Annotated in this window: 20 protein-coding genes and 1 other annotated feature; of the genes, 8 read left to right on the forward strand and 12 right to left on the reverse strand. The window is 29.8% G+C overall.

All coding sequences use genetic code 11. The annotated features are described in order from the left end of the window. Nucleotides 1-56: 56 nt before the first annotated feature. Both ACREWB_RS13165 and ACREWB_RS13170 read right to left on the reverse strand, forming a co-directional pair. Complete coding sequence (locus tag ACREWB_RS13165; protein ID WP_291643100.1) at nt 57-383, reverse strand: hypothetical protein; 327 nt, start codon at nt 381-383, stop codon at nt 57-59. 200 nt (nt 384-583) lie between these two features. Continuing rightward, nucleotides 584-1276, reverse strand: coding sequence for an RDD family protein (locus tag ACREWB_RS13170; protein ID WP_431547903.1), 693 nt, complete (start codon nt 1274-1276; stop codon nt 584-586). A 97-nt stretch (nt 1277-1373) separates the two neighbouring features. Here ACREWB_RS13170 and ACREWB_RS13175 point away from each other — a divergent pair, with 97 nt between their 5' ends. Continuing rightward, nucleotides 1374-2321, forward strand: coding sequence for a stage II sporulation protein M (locus tag ACREWB_RS13175; protein WP_431547904.1), 948 nt, complete (start codon nt 1374-1376; stop codon nt 2319-2321). A 42-nt stretch (nt 2322-2363) separates the two neighbouring features. Here ACREWB_RS13175 and ACREWB_RS13180 read toward each other — a convergent pair whose 3' ends face one another. From ACREWB_RS13180 to ACREWB_RS13210, 7 genes are all read right to left on the reverse strand, one after another. After that, a complete protein-coding gene (locus tag ACREWB_RS13180) occupies nt 2364-3677 on the reverse strand; it encodes a DUF58 domain-containing protein (protein ID WP_431547905.1) in 1314 nt (437 codons plus the stop codon). A 45-nt stretch (nt 3678-3722) separates the two neighbouring features. Beyond that, the gene (locus tag ACREWB_RS13185) at nt 3723-4688 is read right to left on the reverse strand and encodes an AAA family ATPase (protein WP_431547906.1); all 966 of its coding nucleotides are present in this window, start codon (nt 4686-4688) and stop codon (nt 3723-3725) included. Continuing rightward, on the reverse strand, nt 4649-5659 hold the full coding sequence (locus tag ACREWB_RS13190) for a hypothetical protein (protein ID WP_431547907.1): 1011 nt from the start codon (nt 5657-5659) through the stop codon (nt 4649-4651). Before ACREWB_RS13190 ends, ACREWB_RS13185 begins: the two co-directional genes overlap by 40 nt. Further along, entirely contained in the window at nt 5643-6314 is a 672-nt protein-coding gene (locus ACREWB_RS13195) for a hypothetical protein (protein ID WP_431547908.1), read from the reverse strand. The genes ACREWB_RS13190 and ACREWB_RS13195 overlap by 17 nt, the downstream gene beginning before the upstream one ends. Continuing rightward, nucleotides 6271-7272 carry a DUF7847 domain-containing protein gene (locus ACREWB_RS13200; protein WP_431547909.1) on the reverse strand — a complete coding sequence of 334 codons (1002 nt, stop codon included), beginning with the start codon at nt 7270-7272 and terminating at the stop codon, nt 6271-6273. Before ACREWB_RS13200 ends, ACREWB_RS13195 begins: the two co-directional genes overlap by 44 nt. A 147-nt stretch (nt 7273-7419) precedes the next feature. Next, nucleotides 7420-8865, reverse strand: coding sequence for a DEAD/DEAH box helicase (locus tag ACREWB_RS13205; RefSeq protein WP_431547910.1), 1446 nt, complete (start codon nt 8863-8865; stop codon nt 7420-7422). 143 nt (nt 8866-9008) lie between these two features. Further along, a complete protein-coding gene (locus ACREWB_RS13210; RefSeq protein WP_431547911.1) occupies nt 9009-9362 on the reverse strand; it encodes a hypothetical protein in 354 nt (117 codons plus the stop codon). A 323-nt stretch (nt 9363-9685) separates the two neighbouring features. Between ACREWB_RS13210 and ACREWB_RS13215 the strand changes: the two genes are divergently transcribed. The 4 genes from ACREWB_RS13215 to ACREWB_RS13230 all read left to right on the forward strand — a co-directional run bounded on the left by ACREWB_RS13215 (nt 9686) and on the right by ACREWB_RS13230 (nt 13091). Then, nucleotides 9686-10249, forward strand: coding sequence for a DNA-3-methyladenine glycosylase I (locus ACREWB_RS13215; protein WP_431547912.1), 564 nt, complete (start codon nt 9686-9688; stop codon nt 10247-10249). An 85-nt stretch (nt 10250-10334) separates the two neighbouring features. After that, on the forward strand, nt 10335-10796 hold the full coding sequence (locus ACREWB_RS13220) for a DUF4342 domain-containing protein (RefSeq protein ID WP_431547913.1): 462 nt from the start codon (nt 10335-10337) through the stop codon (nt 10794-10796). A 131-nt stretch (nt 10797-10927) separates the two neighbouring features. Further along, entirely contained in the window at nt 10928-11611 is a 684-nt protein-coding gene (locus ACREWB_RS13225; protein ID WP_431547914.1) for a response regulator transcription factor, read from the forward strand. Nucleotides 11612-11798: 187 nt separating this feature from the next. Continuing rightward, on the forward strand, nt 11799-13091 hold the full coding sequence (locus ACREWB_RS13230; protein ID WP_431547915.1) for a sensor histidine kinase: 1293 nt from the start codon (nt 11799-11801) through the stop codon (nt 13089-13091). A gap of 51 nt (nt 13092-13142) precedes the next feature. Here the strand turns inward: ACREWB_RS13230 and adhE are convergent, their stop codons facing one another. Further along, entirely contained in the window at nt 13143-15725 is a 2583-nt protein-coding gene (gene adhE, locus ACREWB_RS13235; protein WP_431547916.1) for a bifunctional acetaldehyde-CoA/alcohol dehydrogenase, read from the reverse strand. Nucleotides 15726-16512: 787 nt separating this feature from the next. On the opposite strand from adhE, the gene uvsE reads away from it, so the two are divergent. Next, nucleotides 16513-17508 (forward strand): UV DNA damage repair endonuclease UvsE, encoded by a 996-nt coding sequence (gene uvsE, locus ACREWB_RS13240; RefSeq protein WP_431547917.1) that lies wholly within the window; start codon nt 16513-16515, stop codon nt 17506-17508. A 68-nt stretch (nt 17509-17576) separates the two neighbouring features. Here uvsE and ACREWB_RS13245 read toward each other — a convergent pair whose 3' ends face one another. Then, the gene (locus ACREWB_RS13245; RefSeq protein ID WP_431547918.1) at nt 17577-18263 is read right to left on the reverse strand and encodes a DUF554 domain-containing protein; all 687 of its coding nucleotides are present in this window, start codon (nt 18261-18263) and stop codon (nt 17577-17579) included. A gap of 118 nt (nt 18264-18381) precedes the next feature. Further along, nucleotides 18382-18628, forward strand: a binding site (T-box leader). 134 nt (nt 18629-18762) lie between these two features. Between ACREWB_RS13245 and ACREWB_RS13250 the strand changes: the two genes are divergently transcribed. Beyond that, entirely contained in the window at nt 18763-19281 is a 519-nt protein-coding gene (locus ACREWB_RS13250; protein WP_431547919.1) for a tryptophan transporter, read from the forward strand. A 59-nt stretch (nt 19282-19340) separates the two neighbouring features. Here the strand turns inward: ACREWB_RS13250 and ACREWB_RS13255 are convergent, their stop codons facing one another. Next, complete coding sequence (locus ACREWB_RS13255; RefSeq protein WP_431547920.1) at nt 19341-19475, reverse strand: hypothetical protein; 135 nt, start codon at nt 19473-19475, stop codon at nt 19341-19343. A 450-nt stretch (nt 19476-19925) separates the two neighbouring features. Here ACREWB_RS13255 and ACREWB_RS13260 point away from each other — a divergent pair, with 450 nt between their 5' ends. Continuing rightward, nucleotides 19926-20543 carry a cell wall hydrolase gene (locus ACREWB_RS13260; RefSeq protein WP_431547921.1) on the forward strand — a complete coding sequence of 206 codons (618 nt, stop codon included), beginning with the start codon at nt 19926-19928 and terminating at the stop codon, nt 20541-20543. Nucleotides 20544-20860: the final 317 nt, after the last annotated feature.

Raw genomic sequence — 20860 nt, forward strand, 5'->3', positions numbered from 1 at the left:
TGCTGTATTATCTTACAGCAATATACACCCTTAATTATTATGATAAGGAAGAAATACTATCTAATTCCATCTATTCTACCTTTTAATGCTTTAAAACGCCCATTCACATAATTAATAAGTTCTTTTCTATTCTCTTTTATTTCATTTGGGGCACTAGCAACCATAGTAATTATATCTAATTTGTTACCTTTTATATCTTTGGCAACGTCATATGCTAAGCACTTATTTTTTATTTTCCAATAGGTTATGTTAAATTGATCTGCTTGGCGTTTATTATAATATCCTTTTTCAATACCAAACTGAAATAAATCTGCCGCTGATTCTAATTCTTCTAAATCTTCAACTTCTAAAGTCTCATTAACTAATTCATCAAATGTTTTCATTATAGCACTCCTTTTATCCGATAATATTATAATTAGTATGCATAGTATAACTTGAATTTTTGTTTTTATAAAGTCGCCTTTAACTAAATGTTTGTTACGCCTTTTATATTTTAACACAAATTTAAGATTATTTAAAATTTTTTTGTATTATAATATTTTAACCATCATGATTACAATAATGGATTATCCAGATATAGGTTTTACAATTCATCAATAAAAGCTTCCCATTCCTCTAAATTCACCTGAGTTTCAAATTTCTTGTTAAAATGCCTCTTTAGTTGTTCTTTGAGATAACTGCAATCTTCCATACTATTTTTCCTTTTAACATACTCCCTTAAGATTTCATATTCTTCCTCTGACATTAAATATCTATAATGTTCATTGATATTTTGGAGGCCTTCTAATGTAATTGGTGGAGACTTGGTTTCTTCTACAACTACAATAGTTGATGCAACAAAGTCCCCTACACGTTTATGCTCTTTAGTGAGAAATATTAATACAATGCCTATACCAAAAATATCAAGGAATACTCTAAACAAATTCCTTAAAGCAGAATGCTTTATTGTAATAGGTTGACCATTGTTTCTTATGGTTCTAATTCTAAAAACTTTTTTACCTATCGTCATACCGTTCATGCTTAGCTCCATAGAAATGAAATAACCATAACTTATTAGTGCAATGACAAGTAATGTTCCTCCAATAATCCAACCATAATATTCTTCAAAGAAACCTGGCGAAAAATATCCTATGATTAGCAGCGCAATGATTAGTATTAAAAATAGTACGCCTTGAATCATCATATCAATAAGTGCAGCACCAGTTCTTGACCCTAGTCCTGCTAGGGTATATTCAACTTCTATATTTTCAGGGGTTGTAATTTTAATTTTTTTCACAGTACTCCTCCAATTCTTTTGCATATTTCTAAGGTATCTTAAAAAACATCTACACAATTTGTAATTTATTTGGTAAAATAAGCATGAGGTGAAAATATTGAAAGAAGATCAATTTATAAATATAAATTCCGATACTTGGAAAGAACTTGAAGCATTCTCCACCATAATTAATAAAAAAGGTATAAAAAAATTATCATCTACAGATGTAAAAAAATTTCTACAGGCTTTCAGGAAAATTAGCCATCATTTAGCTTATGCTAGAACTCATTATCCTAAGAGCAGTATAGTAACATATTTAAATGCACTACTTAGCAAATGCCATAGCCACGTTTATGCAGTAAAAAGAATTTCTCCTAGCAACCTTTTAAAATACATCGCTTATGACTTTCCAAAGCTTTTAAAAGAGTATAGATGGTATATACTGTGTTCCTTCTGTTTTTTTGCTATTGGAGCCCTATTAAGTATGGTATTAGTTATTATAAGTGTTGATAATGCTAGTATATTCCTTCCACCGGACTTAATCGCTGTAGCTAAAAGCGGAACTACTGGTGGCGGAGAGTGGAACTACCCCTTAATGTCCAGCCGTATTATGGTAAATAATATTACAGTTTGCTTAAAAGCTTTTGTAATGGGTATAACCCTTGGAATTGGGACAATATATGTGTTGTTTTTTAACGGCGCAATACTTGGAGCCCTAACTGCACTAATTTATATTTATGGTAATCCTATGAACTATTGGTCTCTTATTTTGCCCCATGGAATAATTGAGCTCACTGCTATTTTTATTTCAGGAGCTGCAGGACTTATAATTGCTAAAAGCTTACTAATGCCTGGCGAATATTCTAGAAAACACGCATTGATAAGTGGAGCAAAACAATCCATTTCCCTAATAATTGGTGTGATATTTATGCTAGTAATTGCAGGCATTATTGAAGGTTTCTTTACACCCCTAGACATCTCTGTATTGTCAAAACTAATCTTTGCCGCTATATCAGGAGTAGTATTAATAATATATTTTTCTATTCCATATTTAATAAAAAAGTAACATCTAGAGAAGTTTATTCCAACGAATAACTTCTCTATTATTTTACAAATATGTTCTATTTTTAACCTGGATATATTTATTTATAACGGTGTATTCAAGTTTTTCAGGTACGCATTCAATACAAAGAATTCCTTTTCGATTTAAGAGATTAATTATCTTACGTCTTTCATCAAGAATTTCTAGAGCAACACCTTTATTAAATATGTCCTCTTTGTTTTTTATTTTGAGTGAACTTATTAATTCTATGCTTTCATTTTTTATAAGTATTATAACCACAACGTTATTCTTAGAAATAGCTGGTAAAACCTTTAGTATAATTTCTGCTTCTTCTACAGTGTCAAAATTCGTAAATAAGAATACTATGCTTCTATGGCGTTCCTTCTTTTTAAAATAATAAAAGGCTTCATCATAGTTAGATGTTTGTTTAGTGTTATCAATGTGATAAAGAGCCTCCATAATTTTACCTCTATGACCAGCGCCTTTACCTGGCATTATCATATTATCTACCTTAGTATTGAATATCATGAGCCCAGACTTATCACCATTTTGATTCACTACATCTGAAAGCACTAAGGCAGTATTAACAACTAAATCAAGCTTTCTAAATCCCCGAACACTGTAACTCATAGCCCTACCTGTATCAATTAAAATATGAATGTGCTGGTCTTTTTCAGGTTCATATTGATTTAATATGGGTTTGTTTTCTCTAGCTGTTGCTTTCCAGTTAACCTTTCTATACTCATCACCAGTTACATATTCTCTTAAACTTTCAAAGGATGTACCTTTCCCAAGCATTTTCATACTCTTTTGACCCTGCTTAAAAGAGCGATTGTTACACATGTTAAGTTTGTATTTACGAAGATTTTTCATGTTTGGGTAAACCTTATACTCCTTATGAAGTACTACCTTGATTATCTTCGTGCAAAGCATTAATCTTCCCTCACATTTAACATGAACATTTTCAAAGTTAAACGCTCCACGTTTAGTTGGATAGATTACGTACACAAAATCCTTCTTTTCAAGAGGCATTACTGTACCTGTCATTATCTTATTTTCAGTTTTAAAATGAAAATCAGGGATCTCATCTATAATCTCCACATGAAGCTTATAGTTACTCTTATTGAAAACTTGAATACCTATTTTTTCTGTGTCATATATTGATAACTTATTCGTACCTATACGCGTAACTTCTAAGTCAGAATCATCTATTGAAATAAAATAATCAATTATTAATAAAGCAGCACATATTAGATTGTACATTATGAATACTGTAAAAGAATTTTTTAAAAACAGCGCTAATATAAGGAATATAATACCACCGCATAACAAATATATAAATCGTTTAGTAATACCCACTACTATCCCCCACTCCCTATCTAGGTACTTTATACCTAGGTGTTTTTACCTAGGTACTTTTACTTTAGAAAGAATATCTGTAAGTACCTGGTTTGTCATAATTCCCTCAAGCTCTAATTCTGGCTTTAAGGTTATACGGTGCCTTAGCGTTGGTATAGCCATTTTTTTTATATCCTCTGGAATTACATAATCACGTCCACAAATTGCAGCACAAGCTTTAGAACTCTGAAGAAGTGCAATAGTTCCTCTAGGAGAACTCCCAATTTCAATAATAGGATTATTTCTTGTTTCATAAACTATATTTACAATGTATTCCATAAGAGCCTCATCTACTTTAACGTTTTGAATTTCTTCTTTGCATTTTAAGATATCGCAAGCATCACAAACTTTTTGTAAATTACACTTATCTAAATCTATACTTGAAAAACCTTCATTATGACGTTTCAAAATTTCTTTTTCTGCCACTTCTGATGGATAATCTATTATGATTTTCATCATAAACCTGTCTACAAGAGCTTCAGGCAAAGTATAAGTACCTTCATATTCTAATGGATTTTGCGTTGCAAATATCATAAAAGGTGCACTAAGTGTAAACATCTCTCCATCAATTGAAACAGTGCTTTCAGCCATAGCTTCAAGTAGTCCTGCTTGTGTTTTAGGCGGTGTTCTATTAATTTCGTCAGCTAAAATAAAATTAGTAAAAATAGGGCCCTTTTTAAGCTCAAACTCTCTTGTTCCCATATTAAATACCTTTGTACCCGTTACATCTGCTGGCATTAAATCAGGTGTAAACTGAATTCGCTTAAAATCTACTGAAAGTGTCCTGGCTAAGGCTCTAACCATCAAAGTCTTAGCAACACCTGGAAAACCTTCTAGTAGTACGTGTCCGCCTGAAAACATGCTTATTAAAGAGTATTCTATTAATTCATCCTGCTCTACTATAACCTTCTTTAGTTCTAATGTTATTTTTTCTACAAGTTTACGTGTAAATTGTTTTTCAAGGTTTTCCAATGTAAATCTCTCCTTTTGTCCATAATATTATTAAGATATTCTATAATAGTTATTATTTTAATATAATCTTTTGCCTTTGGTTTTGATTTTTTATTATTCATAAATTCGTAAACTCTTCTAGCCTCATGTAATGATGGCATTTCCTCTGCTTCGAAGTACTCTAACCAGTCTTCACTATTTCCTTTAAATCCTTTAAGAAAGTTTTGATAATAACTATTTACCATTAAATCTAAACATTTAGCTTCCCTATAAAGCGATGCTGCTGAGTATAAATACTCATTCTCTTCTCTTTCCACTTCTTCATAGAGTGGTATTATTTTTCCGAAACGCTTGCCCTTATAATAAAATAATGCTGCTAAAGCTATTAGCATTTGATATATTATATATTTTATTTCTGTAGGTGTAACTTCCCATAGTGATTTTGTAGTATCGGATGGAAACATATATGATTCATTAAAATATAACTTTTTATAAGGTAGTTTACTAATTTCTTTAAGTAGTTCATAAGCTTTGCTTGTATCTTTCATAAGTGCTTTATTTGTTAAAAAATCTGCATCTGCATTTATCATGTTTCCCTTATGATATATATACAATTTTATATTGGCATTTGTATCAACTGATGTTCCATACTTAACTAAAGGATTAATTTCAGGTGTAAGATAAACCAATATTCCACCCTTTTCTACCCACCTCATTATTTCTGGGTCATTTATATCAAATTTACCACCAGAAGAAATAATCTGAATACTATCAGGTTTAACCTCATTAACCTTATTTAGTGTTCGTTCTACTGGATAATTCATCTTTTTTAATGACTCATAAAACACACTGTATCCCATTTTCGATATATTTGTTACAGAATAATGTGGAATTTTTTTATCCATTCTAGGTAAAATATAGAAAGCTAAAAAAAGAAATACAGGTACAATTATAATAAATAATAATAAGTCTTTATTATTTCTTTTCTTCATAAATTAGCACCTCATTAAAGAGTAGATTAATGTTTTGAACAGTTAAGTCATAAGTTCCCTTATTACATAACCTATGCCCATACCAAGAAGAATTAAAGTCATTCACTAAACATTCAAATACAGACAGCATAAAGAAATTATTTTTCTTTAGATATTTATAAATTTCTTCATTGGTTTTTGTTTCATCAAGGTACACTATATTTTTTTCATGCATCAAAAGCAAAATTGCAATAAAATCATATCTGATAGCTTGTCTAAAATCTTCCTTTGCAACAAAAGACATTGCCAAAATTCTTAAGCTATTTGGAGTTGTTTTATCATCTATTTTTTCTCCTAAAATTTCATTGATTCTTTTTTTTCTTTCAAAAGTTTTGCTTACCTTTACAACTATCAAAACCACTATAGTAAAAATCAATAAGAATCCAATAATTAAAAATATATTAGATAAATTATCTGATACTGCTCCTGGAGATGGAATATTAAAAAAAAGTTTTTTTAAAACACTCACAATCCACTTACTTATACCATCTTTAATTCGCAGGATGAAATCTAGTATAGAAATTTTTAAATGTAAATATTTAAAACCATGAAGTATCTTATTAATTGTGCTATCAAATTCTTGGCTTGATGGAATTATTATACTGAGTACATTCACTTAACTGCTCCTTTTCTTTATCCTTTTGTAATTTTTTAAGCTTTAGTGTTATATCATATCCTTCTTTTTTAAATCTTTGATTATAATATAAGTATGTTACCATTATTGTTCCTATTGGAGTTATAACAAGCCATGATAAAATATTTATAGGCCAGGATGAAAAGTTATATACCAAAGTAGCAAATTCAAGAAAATCTTGTTGAATATTTAAGAACTTTAAAATCATATAAATTATTCCTCCAAGGAGTCCAACAAAACTTTGAAGAGAATATATAATTGCAGAGAAAGTTAAATTAAATAGTATTGTGCACCCTAGTATTTTAAAATAATTCCTTTTTACAAGAGTATAACTTCGTTTTAAAGCAGCAAACACTCCTTTGTTTTCTATTGCCACTGCATGAAATGCAAAAGAAAATATAGTTACATATGCTAAAACTGATAATATCATAAGTAATGCAAATATGAATATTGAAATCATTATTCCAATTTCGTTTTTATCATATATACCAGAAATTAAATTAGACTGCTGAATTCCATTAAAAAGCAAGTAACCTATTGCAGCAAAAATGCCTGCCACTGGAAGATATAATAATATTTCCATTAATATAACTCCTAAAACCACAAAAAACTTTTTAAATGAAGCTGATATAGCTTGACTTGCATAAATTTTTTCTTGAGAAATTTCTTGACTAGATATTTTTATTAAACCTATTTTAAAGTTCGTTATAAAAGCAATTATACATATAGTGAATATAAAAAAAATAATTCCAATTATCACCGCGTTTAAATTAAGTGCCAAGGATATTGCTAAAAAAACACCTCCTACAATAAAAAAACCAATCATTCCAATAATACTTAAAGCTCCATAGGCTAAATTAAATGTAATTATTATTTTCAAGTATTTTTTTAAAACTTCTATAGAATTATCCATTATCTCTGTTAGACTCATTATCCCCATTACACATCTCCTTAAAATATTATTAGTATTTAATCCCCAAATTACATTCTACTATAAATTTAATAAAATAGGAATATTAACCGTTAAATAATAAAATTAAAACCAAGTTGTGTGTGGTATATAATCAACTTGGTTTATATTATCATACTATTTATTCGCTTTTTCTACCCTAATAGTTTTACCTTTTATTGATCCTTTATTAAGGGATTCTAATACTAATTTACCCTTTCCATTCATAATATCTACATGAGAGAAACTATCTTGAATATCAATAATACCTATATCACTAGCATTAACACCCTCAATATTGCAAATAGTCCCTACAATATCTACATTTCTTATTTTTTTCTTTTTACCTGCACTGATATATAATTTCGTTATATCCTCACTAAAATTAGAGGCTTTAGTCTTTTTAATTATAGGCTTAGCATCATTTTTTTCATAAAATGCTTCCCTGAACGGTTCAGACTCTTCTTTTGATGGAATTGATCTTTTAGGTATTTCCATACCAATATAGTTTTCTATGTTTTGTAAAAATCTTTTTTCGTGATGAGTTGTAAATGTTATAGCGCGTCCTTTTTTTCCAGCACGTCCTGTTCTTCCTATTCTATGAACATAATTCTCTTTTTCTAGTGGTATATCATAATTTATTATATGAGTAACGTCTTCTACATCAATACCTCTAGCTGCAACATCAGTAGCAACTAAAAATCTAAATTCACCTTTTTTAAATCTATCCATAGCATCTAATCTTTCATTTTGAAGTAGGCCACCATGTATCTTAACACAAGAATAATGTCGATTTTTCATTTGTTCGGTTATTACATCAACATTTTCTTTTGTTTTACAAAATACTATACAAGAGTCTGGATTTTCAATATAAAGTGTTCTCTTAAGCAAACTAAGCTTCTTATCTTCCTCTACTTCGTAACATACTTGATCTATTTTCTCAACGGTTAATTTTTCAGAATCCATTTCTATTTTCACTGGGTTAACCATATATTTCATGCATATAGCTTCAATAGATTCTGGTATTGTAGCTGAAAATAACATTGTAACTCTGTTCTTAGGAACAGCCTTAATAACATCTTCTACTTGTTCTATAAAACCCATACTAAGCATTTCATCTGCTTCGTCTAATATTAAATATTTCACCTTATCTAAATTAATTGAACCTCTTTTAATATGATCTAAAGTTCTTCCTGGTGTACCAACTACCACATGAACTCTTTGCTTTAACTGTTTCTTTTGCATTTCTATAGGTTGTTTACCAAAAACAGCTATAGCCCTAACTTTTTTATATCTACCAATCTGCGTTATATCTTGGCTCACTTGAAGTGCTAGTTCTCTAGTTGGTGATAGTACTAAGACTTGAGGCTCTGTTTCCTCAATATCTATACTCTCACAAAGTGGAATAGCGAAGGCTGCTGTTTTTCCGCTACCTGTTTGTGATCTTACTATGATATCTTTGCCTTCAAGAGCTACAGGAATAACTGCAGCTTGGACCTCTGAAGGATTTTTATATCCTAAATTATTAATTGCTTTTAATATTTCTTCACTAATTTTAAATTCCTCAAATTTTATGTTACTCATTTTAACTTCCTCTCTTGTTTTATATATGATTTTTAAGCATAACTTAAATATATTTTAAACTCATAAGTATATATTATACCATGTTTAACGGAAAAGGGATAATGATTATAATCATTATCCCTTTTCCTAAACACCTATTTATTTTACTCGCAAGGATATATATAATTAGCTGCAACACGAACATCTAAACAATCAATATCAACAGTGTCCGGAAGTGCAAACACTAGTTTACGACGAATAGTTACGCATGCACCGCATCCATCTTCCTTACATACTACTTTAGTAAAACCTCTAAAAGCTAGTATTCTGTGGCAATGGTCATATATTATGCAAGCAACACATACTTTTTTACCAGGGCATACATTATCTACTTCTATTCTTACAGTTAATAATTTCGCACCATTTTTTTCTATATCTACTGGATCTGCAGTAATTTCGTGACATAGATCACATGATTCACATTGGTTGTTATTATTTGGTCTTTCATCTTTACCCATTTAACAAAACTCCTTTTTCATATAGATTTATAACAGAATAATACTAGTTTATAAGTTAGTGACGATTTTATGGGTACATATATCACTACAATATATTTAATATATTGCAAATGTAATATTATGGATTGATATATGTATTTACAAACTAGATTAATATATTACTAATGTTCTATTATAAATTTACAATTAGTTTTACTTTATGAGTAAGAAGTCTTTTTATATAATACTATATTCTTTGATAGCATTAAATGTGAATAAAAACACTTAATATATTTTATGTATGGTAAAATTAAATTAATAATTATTGAAAGAGGTGTAGCTAAGTGAATAGATGTGGCTGGTGTGGAAATGATCCATTATATGTGAAATACCATGATGAGGAATGGGGAGTACCCGTTCACTTAGACAAAAAACATTTTGAATTTCTTGTTCTTGAGTCTGCTCAAGCTGGTTTAAGCTGGATTACAGTACTTAGAAAAAGAGAGAATTATAGGGTGGCTTATGATAATTTTGATTATCATAAAGTAGCCCAATACAATGATGAAAAAATAAATGAACTACTTCAAAATTCAGGTATTATCAGAAACAAACTCAAAATACTAGCTTCCATAAATAATGCTTTGATGTTTATTAAAATTCAAGAGGAATTTGGCAGCTTTGATAATTACATATGGGGTTTTGTTGATAACCAGCCAATAACTAGCCATTGGGAAAGTCTTATAGATGTACCTGCAACCTCTGAATTATCGGATAAAGTTAGTAAAGATTTAAAAAAACGTGGTTTTAAATTCTTAGGTTCAACTATAACTTATGCTCATCTCCAAGCTACAGGTATAATAAATGACCATATTACAAGTTGCTTTAGATACAGTGAAAGAAATTTCTAATGCAATTCTAATCTTTTGCTAATAAAGCTTTAATTTTCCTATCTTATAATAAAAATATAGAAAACAAATATGAGGAGGAATTTAAATGTCAATAAATTTAGAACAAATTGATGAGTTAAGGAAAAGAGCTAATGTAAGTTATGAGGATGCTAAAAATGCCTTAGAGCAAAGTGCCGGCGACCTTATAGAAGCTTTAGTATATCTAGAAAAACAAAACAAGATTAAAGATCCTGAGACCACGAGTAGCGAAAGTCAATTTTTAAAAAAGGTAAAGAAACTAATTAAGAAAGGAAATGAAACAAAACTAATAGTTAAAAAAGATGATACTGTGGTATTAAATATCTGTGTAACGCTAGCCATTGTAATAACAATAGCAGCTACACCTTTAGTAATCATAGCATTAGTAGTAGCATTGATTACTAACCATAAAATAAGAATTAAAAGGAAAGATAATGAGTGTTCAGAAGCAAACAATATTTTTGATAAGATGTCTCTTGCTGTTAATAAAGTAACTTCAAAAATTACTGAAGAAATTAAAACTGAATAGTAATCTGTTAGCCTACATTTTCTTATGTAGGTTATTTTTTTAAGAATTAGTAAATATATATCCAATTGTCTACAATTATGTATAAAATAATATATAATAAAACTATTGATATATTTGGAGGTAGTGTATATATGAGTGGGCAAAAGATTTTAATAATAGAGGATGAAATAAAAATAGCTCGATTTCTACAGCTAGAACTAGAATATGAGGGCTATATTGTTACTCAATGCCATGACGGGCGGGAAGGTTTAGATAAAGCAATTAATGAAGTTTTTAATGTGATAATTCTAGATATAATGTTACCTTCTTTAAACGGTTTAGAGGTATTAAGAAGATTAAGGCAAGTGTCCGCAGTTCCTGTTATAATGCTTACTGCAAAGGATGAGATAATGGATAAAGTTATGGGCCTTGATATAGGTGCTGATGACTATATGACAAAGCCTTTTGCTATTGAAGAATTACTAGCAAGAATAAGAACAGCACTCAAAAAAAACCTTATATTAAAAGAAATCACTAATATATTATCTGTTGGAGGGCTTTCCATAGACTTGGATGGACATATGGTTACCTTCAAAGAAGATTCTATAGAGTTAACTAAGACAGAATTTGATTTACTTAAATACCTAATAGAAAATAAAAATATTGTTCTTACGAGAAATAAAATTATAGATATAGTATGGGGCTATGAATATATGGGTGATACCAATGTAGTAGACGTGTATATTAGATATCTAAGAAGTAAAATAGATGATAGATTTAACAAGAAATTCATTCATACCGTGCGAGGGGTGGGATATATTTTAAAAGATGAGTAATTCAAAATTTATCTCTAAAATTTTATTACAATCCTTAAGACTTTTTTTCAAATTAATAAGAATAATACTAAGTTTCATGCCAAAATTACTTAAACAACTAACTTACAACATTCACAAACGTTTAAAGTTTTCAATTAGTTTTAAAATGACTGCGGTATATACTCTGATTTTTTCAATTACACTTTTCATGTTAAGTATTGTTTTAATTATAGGATTTAGATTTTTTCTATTAAATGAAGTAAAAATTGAACTTAATAGGTATAGTTCAGTGGCTGTTAATTATGCTAAATTAGATAATAATTTTAAAAGCTTTGATATTAATATTTTTTCTAATATAGAATACGTAACCTTAAATGTTTTTGATAAAAATAAAAATCTTGTTTACTCTACTGAAAAAAATAAAAAAAGTTTATCATTTTATAAGGATATACCATCTTCTCCTTTTTTTGATGAAATAAACCAACAACTTGTTTTTGTTACTACTAAATTTGACCAAGATAATAAAACCTATTTCTTTCAAGTTTATAAAAATCTTGATAAAGAAAATGAGTATTGGGTTGTTTTTATTTTACTTATTTTTTCCATAAATATATTCTCTTTAATTGTAACATTGGGTGTTGGCTCTAAAGCTAGTAGAAAAATGCTTTTGCCAATAAGAGACATGACAAAAACTACAAAGGCTATTTCTGTTAACGCGCTTCAAACAAGACTTAATGTTAGCAATTCTCATGATGAACTAAAAGATTTAGCACAAACTATCAATAAAATGCTTGATGGCATTGAGACTTCCTATGAACAACAAAACCAATTCGTATCTGATGCATCTCATGAGCTCCGAACTCCAATTGCAGTTATACAAGGTTATGCAAATATGCTATCCCGTTGGGGAAAAGATGATAAAGATGTATTAGATGAATCCATAACAGCTATAAAGGATGAAGCCTGCGATATGCAAGAGTTAGTGGAAAAACTTTTATTTCTTGCAAGAAGTGATAAGAGAACTCAAAAAGTCGAAAAAAACTATTTTAACATCAATGAATTAATAGATGAAATAATAAAAGAAACAAAACTCATTGATCGTAATCATGAAATTCGGACTGATATTAATGAACAATCACCTATTTATGCAGATAAAAAATTATTAAAACAAGCAATAAGGGTTTTCATTGATAATAGCATAAAGTATACTAAAAGTGGTGGAACTATTGTGTTAAACAGCTATATTAAAAAGAAAGATTTAATTATTGACATTATAGATACAGGCATGGGTATTCCTAGGGAAGATCTTCCGTTTATTTTTAATAGATTCTATAGATGTGATAAATCAAGAACAAAAGATAGTGGTGGAACAGGCCTTGGCTTATCTATCGCAAAATGGATCATCGGTGTGCATAATGGCTCCATTGTAGTTGAAAGCAAACCTGAAATAGGAACAACCATAAGAATTGGGCTTCCACTAAAAACAAATTTTAATAAATAATTTAAAAGCAGCAACGCATTTTCATGCACTGCTGCTTTTAAATTATTTGTTTTATTTTTCAAAAACATTTATATACATTTGCTTAAGTTCACTGATTAATGGATATCTTGGATTGGCTCCTGTACATTGGTCATCAAAAGCTTGTTCACTCATATGGTCTAAAGTAGCATAGAATTTTTCTTTAGACACACCGGCTTCACTTATTGTCATAGGAATGTTTATCTTAGCTTTTAATTCGTCAATAGCTTTTGTTAATAATTCTATTTTTTCATCCTCTGTGTTTCCACCTAATTGTAAATAGTCAGCAATTCTTGTATATCTCCACTTAGCATTTGGGTATTTATATTGTGGGAAAGCTGCTTGTTTTCTTGGATTATCTACAGCGTTGAATCTTATTACTTCATTGATTAATATTGCATTTGCAATTCCATGTGCTACATGATGCTCTGCTCCTAACTTATGTGCCATTGAATGGCACACTCCGAGGAAAGCATTAGCAAATGCCATACCAGCCATTGTAGACGCACTAGCCATTTTCTCTCTTGCCTTTATATTAGTTGTACCCTCATTATAAGCTTGTGGTAAATACTTGAATATTAATCTAATTGATTCTAGAGCTAGTCCGTTAGTATATTCTGATGCCAGTACCGACACATAAGCTTCTATAGAATGTGTTAGTGCATCTATACCTGACGCCGCTGTTAGTCCCTTTGGCATATTCATCATAAGTTCTGCATCAACTATTGCCATATTTGGTGTTAACTCGTAGTCAGCTAATGGGTATTTAATTCCAGTCTTTTCATCAGTAATTACTGCAAACGGAGTAACCTCAGACCCTGTACCTGCAGAAGTCGGTATTGAAACCATCATAGCTTTTTCACCCATTTTAGGGAAGGGATATACTCTCTTTCTAATATCCATAAATCTCATAGCTAAATCTTCGAATCTTACTTCGGGATGCTCATACATTACCCACATGATTTTAGCTGCATCCATTGGCGAACCTCCACCAAGTGCTATAATAGTATCTGGTTTAAATAATTCCATTTCCTTAGCGCCTTTTTTTGCTATAGCAAGCGTTGGATCTGGTTCTACATCATAGAATATTTTAAACTCTACTCCAATTTCTTCTAAAATATTTGTAACTTTGTCCACGTATCCTAAATCATAAAGAACCTTATCAGTTACAATAAATGCTTTCTTCTTATTTAATTCTTTTAATTCTTTTAATGCTACTCCTAGACTACCATATTTAAAATAAACCTTTTCTGGAACTCTAAACCAAAGCATATTTTCTCTCCTCTCAGCTACACTCTTCACATTTAGTAAATGTTTAACTCCAACATTTTCTGATACAGAGTTTCCACCCCATGATCCACAACCTAGAGTTAATGATGGAGCTAGCTTGAAGTTATATATGTCTCCTATAGCACCTTGAGCTGCTGGCATGTTTATTATTACTCTGCCTGTTTTCATCCTTGCACCAAATTTAGCTATTCTATCTGCAGACTTAGTTCTGTGCGTATACAATGATGAAGTGTGTCCAAATCCGCCAAGTTCAACAAGTCTTGCTGCTTTTGTTATAGCTTCCTCAAAAGTTTTAACCTTATACATAGCAAGTACTGGTGACAATTTCTCATGTGAAAATGCCTCTTCAAGTTCTACAGATTCAACTTCCCCTATAATGATTTTTGTCTCTTCAGGAATTTTCACTCCAGCCATTTCTGCTATTGTAAAGGCAGATTGCCCTACAATTTTTGCATTTAATGATCCATTATTTAATATTATTTTCCTTACTTTATCCACTTCATCTTCACTAAGAATATAAGCACCTCTATTAGTAAACTCTAATCGTACTTCATCGTAGATTTCTTCCATAACTAATACTGACTGTTCTGAAGCACATATTACCCCATTATCGAAACTTTTAGATAATAATATTGAATTTACAGACATTTTTATTTCAGCTGTTTCGTCAATAATTGCTGGTGTATTGCCTGCACCAACTCCGATGGCTGGTTTTCCTGATGAATAAGCAGCTTTAACCATTCCTGGTCCACCTGTTGCAAGTGTTATATCGCATTCTCGCATAACGATCCCTGAAAGTTCTACTGAAGGCTCATCTATCCAAGCTATTATTCCTTTTGGTGCTCCTGCTTTAACTGCTGCATTTAGTATAATTTTAGCTGCTGCAATAGTAGATTTTTTACTTCTTGGATGTGGGGAGAATATTATACCATTTCTAGTTTTTAATGCTATAAGAGCTTTAAATATTGCTGTGGATGTTGGATTGGTAGTTGGTACAATTGCTGCTACAACTCCTATTGGTTCTGCAATTTTCGTAATACCAAAAGATTTATCTACACTTATAACACCGCAAGTTTTTTCGTCTTTATATTGATTATATATATATTCTGAAGCAAAATGATTTTTTATCACCTTATCCTCTACTATACCCATACCTGTTTCTTCTACTGCCATCTTTGCCAAATCAATTCTGGAATTATTTGCTGCCATAGCTGCTTGTCTAAAAATTTCATCTACTTGCTCTTGAGTATAAGTAGAAAATTCCTTTTGAGCTTCTCTAACCTCTCTAATTCTAATCATTAATTCTTCAATATTTGTAACTTTCATATTTTACACCTCTTTCATATAAATAGCTTACATAATTAGTAGCCTTTGCATAATATTAGTTTTCCTTAGGAGAGTTGTGTATACTCCTAATTTTTTTGATTGCTTGTTTATGTGTTAATTATATCACAATCTTTTTATGGTTGTAAATAGATATTTTATATATATTTAATGTTTTTTTGTATAAAATTAATATTTAATTTTGTGTAATCTATTACATACTAGCAATTTAAATGTTTTTACGTAATATTATTATCACTTTTAATTACTTTACTTAATTGTATTTTTTTCTTTTAAATTTAAATATTCAGCTAAAGTTTGTTATTTTTTAAACAATCTAACGCTTGAACGCATAATAATATAAGATATCATTTAATTACCATACCTTATATTCATTATTTGCATATGTGATTATTAGTATATCATTTTACATAAACTATAATTATGTGGTATAATTAAGTCTGTGCTTGTTCTAACATCTATTTAATCATTATATTTAATTCAAATCTTGTATGTAGCTTATGAATTATGGAGATTTATGTAATCATTTTTTCATTAAATTTTCTAATCTCTACTTAAGATAATTCATACAATTTTTATAAGTTTATTCTATTTGTACGAAACGATAAATACAAAAATATACTTATTAAAGAACATTATAATTTTAGAATAGTTTTCTAGGTGATGGAGCAAAAACACATTAACTAATGTAAGTTAAAGGAAAATCAATTAGTAGAGATTTTTAATGTATATTCATTGGTAAAACTAAATTATATTAAGGAGTGATATTATGAAAATAAGATTAGGCTACGTGGCCACGGCTCTAAAGCTAGGGAAAATAACTTCTTCTAGCACAGTAACTTATTCTACATATACTAAACAATCGACGGATAGAGATAAACTTGAAAAACTGCAGAAGGTAGCAGTATCAAACGTTAATGATCTGTATAAAATATTAGAATACACAGTGAAAAATAATATTCACTTTTATAGATTAACTTCTGCTTTAATCCCTTTAGCAACTCATCCTGAAGTTACAGATTGGGAATTTAGAAGGATTTTAAAAATGGATTTTGACTGGCTTGGTAATTTTATCAACAAAAATAATTTAAGAGTAGATACACATCCTGATGACTCTAATGTTATTAATAGTTCTAAAGAAGAAGTGCTAAAAACGACCGAAAGAAATCTTTGGTTCCATGCAAATCTTTTTAATGATATTAGCTATCCACTAGGAAAAATGGCTGTACACATTGGTGGTAAAGAAGGCGGTAAAGCTGCTGCTACAGAAAGGTTCTTTAAGAACTTTAATAACTTGCCAAAAGAAATAACAAAATTATTAATATTTGAAAATGATGATAAAAGTTTTACTACCAAAGAAGTATTAAACATATGTAAAGAAATAAAGGCTCCAATGGTACTAGATGTTCATCATCATAACTGCAATAGTGGTGCCGATGAACTAGAACCTATGTTAAAAGATATTTTTGCTACTTGGGAAGGCGAAATACTACCACCAAAAGTTAATTATTCTAGCCCTAAAACTGGAGAAAAAGATAAGAAGCATGCTGATTTTATTGATGCAGCATCATTTATTGACTTTGTTGAGTTATGTATTCCTTTAGGAATTGATTTTGATGTAATGCTAGAAGCAAAAAAAGCAGATTTGGCATTATATCAACTTATTGATGATATAAAAGTTCTTAGACCAGATTGGAACTGGATTGATACTAGTACTTTAGAAATTAAAGAAACTAAAGAAGTTGAAGAAGTTGAAGAAGTTTAATTAATAGAAAGAAAAGACTTTAAGAATATTTTATTCTTAAAGTCTTTTCTTTTTAGTATGTACCTTATCTAAAACCCAATAATTGACTTAATTATGTAATATAAAAGAGGTATAAAAATAGCTGGAAGCATATTACCTACTTTTATTCTTTTAATCTCCAACATATTTGCACCAATCGCTACAATTAGTAATCCCCCAATAGCAGACATTTCATTTACCACAGAAGGTATTAAATATGGTTTCATAAAAGAAGCTGTTAAAGTTATAATACCTTGATATATAAACACCGAAATTGCTGAAAAACACACTCCAATACCTAACGAAGATGAAAACATAATTGCAGATATACCATCCAATAAAGATTTAGCGTATAATATATCATGATTATTCGTAAGACCACTCTTTAAGGGCCCCGTTATAGCCATTGCACCAACACAATACACCAGACTAGCTGTTACAAACCCTTTGGCTAAACCCTTTTGATTATAGAATTTATGTTCTAACCAAATGCCAATGTTTTCTATACCCTTTTCAATTTTCATAATTTCGCCAATTAAAGTTCCAAGGGTTAAGCTGATAATTAACAGTAGTATGTTATTTACCTGAAGTGCACCTTTTAGTCCAATAAGAATTACAGAAAGTCCAAGCGCTTTCATAATTGTCTCATTGTATGCACTAGAAATCTTATTTCTAAACAAAGAACCAGTAAATCCCCCAACTAATATTGCTAACGAGTTTACAATTGTACCTAACATAAATATTTTCCCCCTTATTCCCATAACACATAAAGTAATTATAAACGTTAATACAATTCTTTTCCACTAAAATTTGTATTTACATTTAACATTTTTAATGCTATACTATGAAAATATTATAAATTCGTAGAACAGGAAGAGTAGTTAAAGCCATGCAATTTCAGAGAGCTGAGGATAGTGTGATCTCAGTATTGATAACTTTAGTGAATGGACCTGCTAGAAGTAACCCGAAATCGATTTTTGAGAGTAGTAGTTACCGGATGCCCACTGTTAAAAGGGATAGAGCATATAAGTGCTTGAATTTTAAAATATGCTTATTTTGCAGCATAATTTAGGTGGTACAGCGAATATCCTTCGCCCTAATACAGGGCGGAGGTTTTTTTTGTTTAAAAAAATAGAAATAAAGGTGGTGGTCATTTTGATGTGGTGAAAGACAGTTGCTTTTGAAAAAATATCAAGATATATAAATCAAAATCATATTGAAAAGGAGCTAATTTTTATGAAAATAAATAAAATAATTATAACATCTCTATTACTTGCAATTGGTCTTATATTGCATCAAATAACCCCAGGTATATTTCTAGGAGTAAAACCAGATTTTTTACTGGTATTTATGATTCTTTCTATAATCTTAACCAGGGATTTAAAACTAACCTTTATTACTGGAATTGTGGCAGGTGTTTTATGTGCTTTATCAACCACATTTCCAGGTGGACAGTTGCCTAATATTATAGATAAAATAATAACATCCATAATTATATATGCTATATATAGTAAAACTAATTTTAACTCTCCACTTAAATTAACAGCTATTTATTTTGTTGGAACTATACTAAGTGGAAGTGTTTTTCTAGGTTCTGCTCTTATTCTATTTGGTTTACCAGCACCTTTTTTAATACTCTTTGTATCTGTAGTACTTCCAACGTCAATAATTAATTCACTTATGGGATTTTCTCTGCATAAACTTATTATATCAAATCCTATAATTAATAAGAAATTTATAAGCTACCAAAAATAAAAAACTACTCTTAGTATTATTTAAATACTAAGAGTAGTACTAATTCAAAAAATCTAAAGCTATTTTTGTTTGGGATAATATTTTTTAAAAGCATCTTCATAGCCTTCAGGTTTATTAAATTCCTGAACTTCACTTACATAAGATTTTTTCCCTACCTTTTGCACTTCTCTTCTTACTTTCTTATTATTATCCAAATTGGCACCTCCAGTCTGTTATCAAATATAAAACGCTGAAATGTCGTTAAATATAGTATTTACAAAAAAAATAAAATCACACTGGATTATTTTATTTTTTTATATATTTAACGATGCTTGTTTGTAATTCAAATTTTAGCGATAACTTTTACAATGCAGTATGGTTTTACAGTTTATACATAGATTATTTTGTCGATTTATGTTAGAGTTAACCTATTACATTGCTGAGTTTCCAAATGGAAAACGGGGATTATCTTTATGGGTTGAATTTCCGTAAGCTTTATAAAAGGAGGACTTGTTATTATTAAATTTAATTTAAAAAGAACGTTATTAGCCTTAACCTTAGCTTTAGCTACTAGTAGCTCAGCATATGCTGCTACATACCAAGTTAAGTCAGGTGATACGTTAAGTGAAATTAGCAAAGCTTATAACACAACTAGCAGTTTTTTGATGAAAACCAATGAACTATCAAAAGACACCATATATTCTGGACAAGTACTGGATGTTCCAACTAACACATATAAAGTAGTTAGTGGAGATAGCTTATATTTTATAGCCAAAAAGTATAGTATAACCATAGATGCGTTAAGAAGTGCAAATGATAAATGGAACGATATTATTTATCCTGGGGATATCCTTAAAATTCCTGCACCATTAGCAGATGGACAAGCTGTACAACAAAAAACTTCTGGAGTTATTTCATACTCACATAGTGATGTTGATTTATTATCTAGACTGATAACTGCTGAAGCAGGTGGTGAGAGTTACAATGGAATGCTCGCTGTAGGAGCTGTTGTAGTGAACCGAGTTCAAAGTTCAAAGTTCCCTTCTAATATTAGTGGAGTAATTAATGAGAAAAGCAATGGCTATTATCAATTTTCACCAGTATTAGATGGCAATATTAATAAAACTGCAAGTGCACAGGCAACTAAAGCAGCATACGAATCTTTAAAAGGAACAGACCCAACTAATGGTGCACTGTACTTTTTTGAAAATAGTGTAACAAATAAATTTTTAACTTCAAAACAGGTTGCTGCTACTATAGGAAACCATACATTCGCATATTAATGTATGCATCTTGAATATAACAATATAAAAAAAACTTCCACAAAATAGTGGAAGTTTTTTTTATATTATATCCGATTACCTAAAATCCTCATGTTAAAACAAAAAAAATGAACAAGTATAATCACTAATTTGTGAATATAAATTGATCATTTTTTTTAGACTATTAGTCTCTCAAAATTAAACAGAGAATTAGGTACGCTTCATTACAATAGATGTTTTGAAAAATAAACTTAATTATTTTTCTATTTGCATTGACCGAAGTCTTTGCATCTACTCCCTAGAAAGGAGGTGATCCAGCCGCAGGTTCTCCTACGGCT

It is taken from the genome of Clostridium sp., assembly GCF_050717635.1.
Classification (GTDB): domain Bacteria; phylum Bacillota; class Clostridia; order Clostridiales; family Clostridiaceae; genus Clostridium_AD.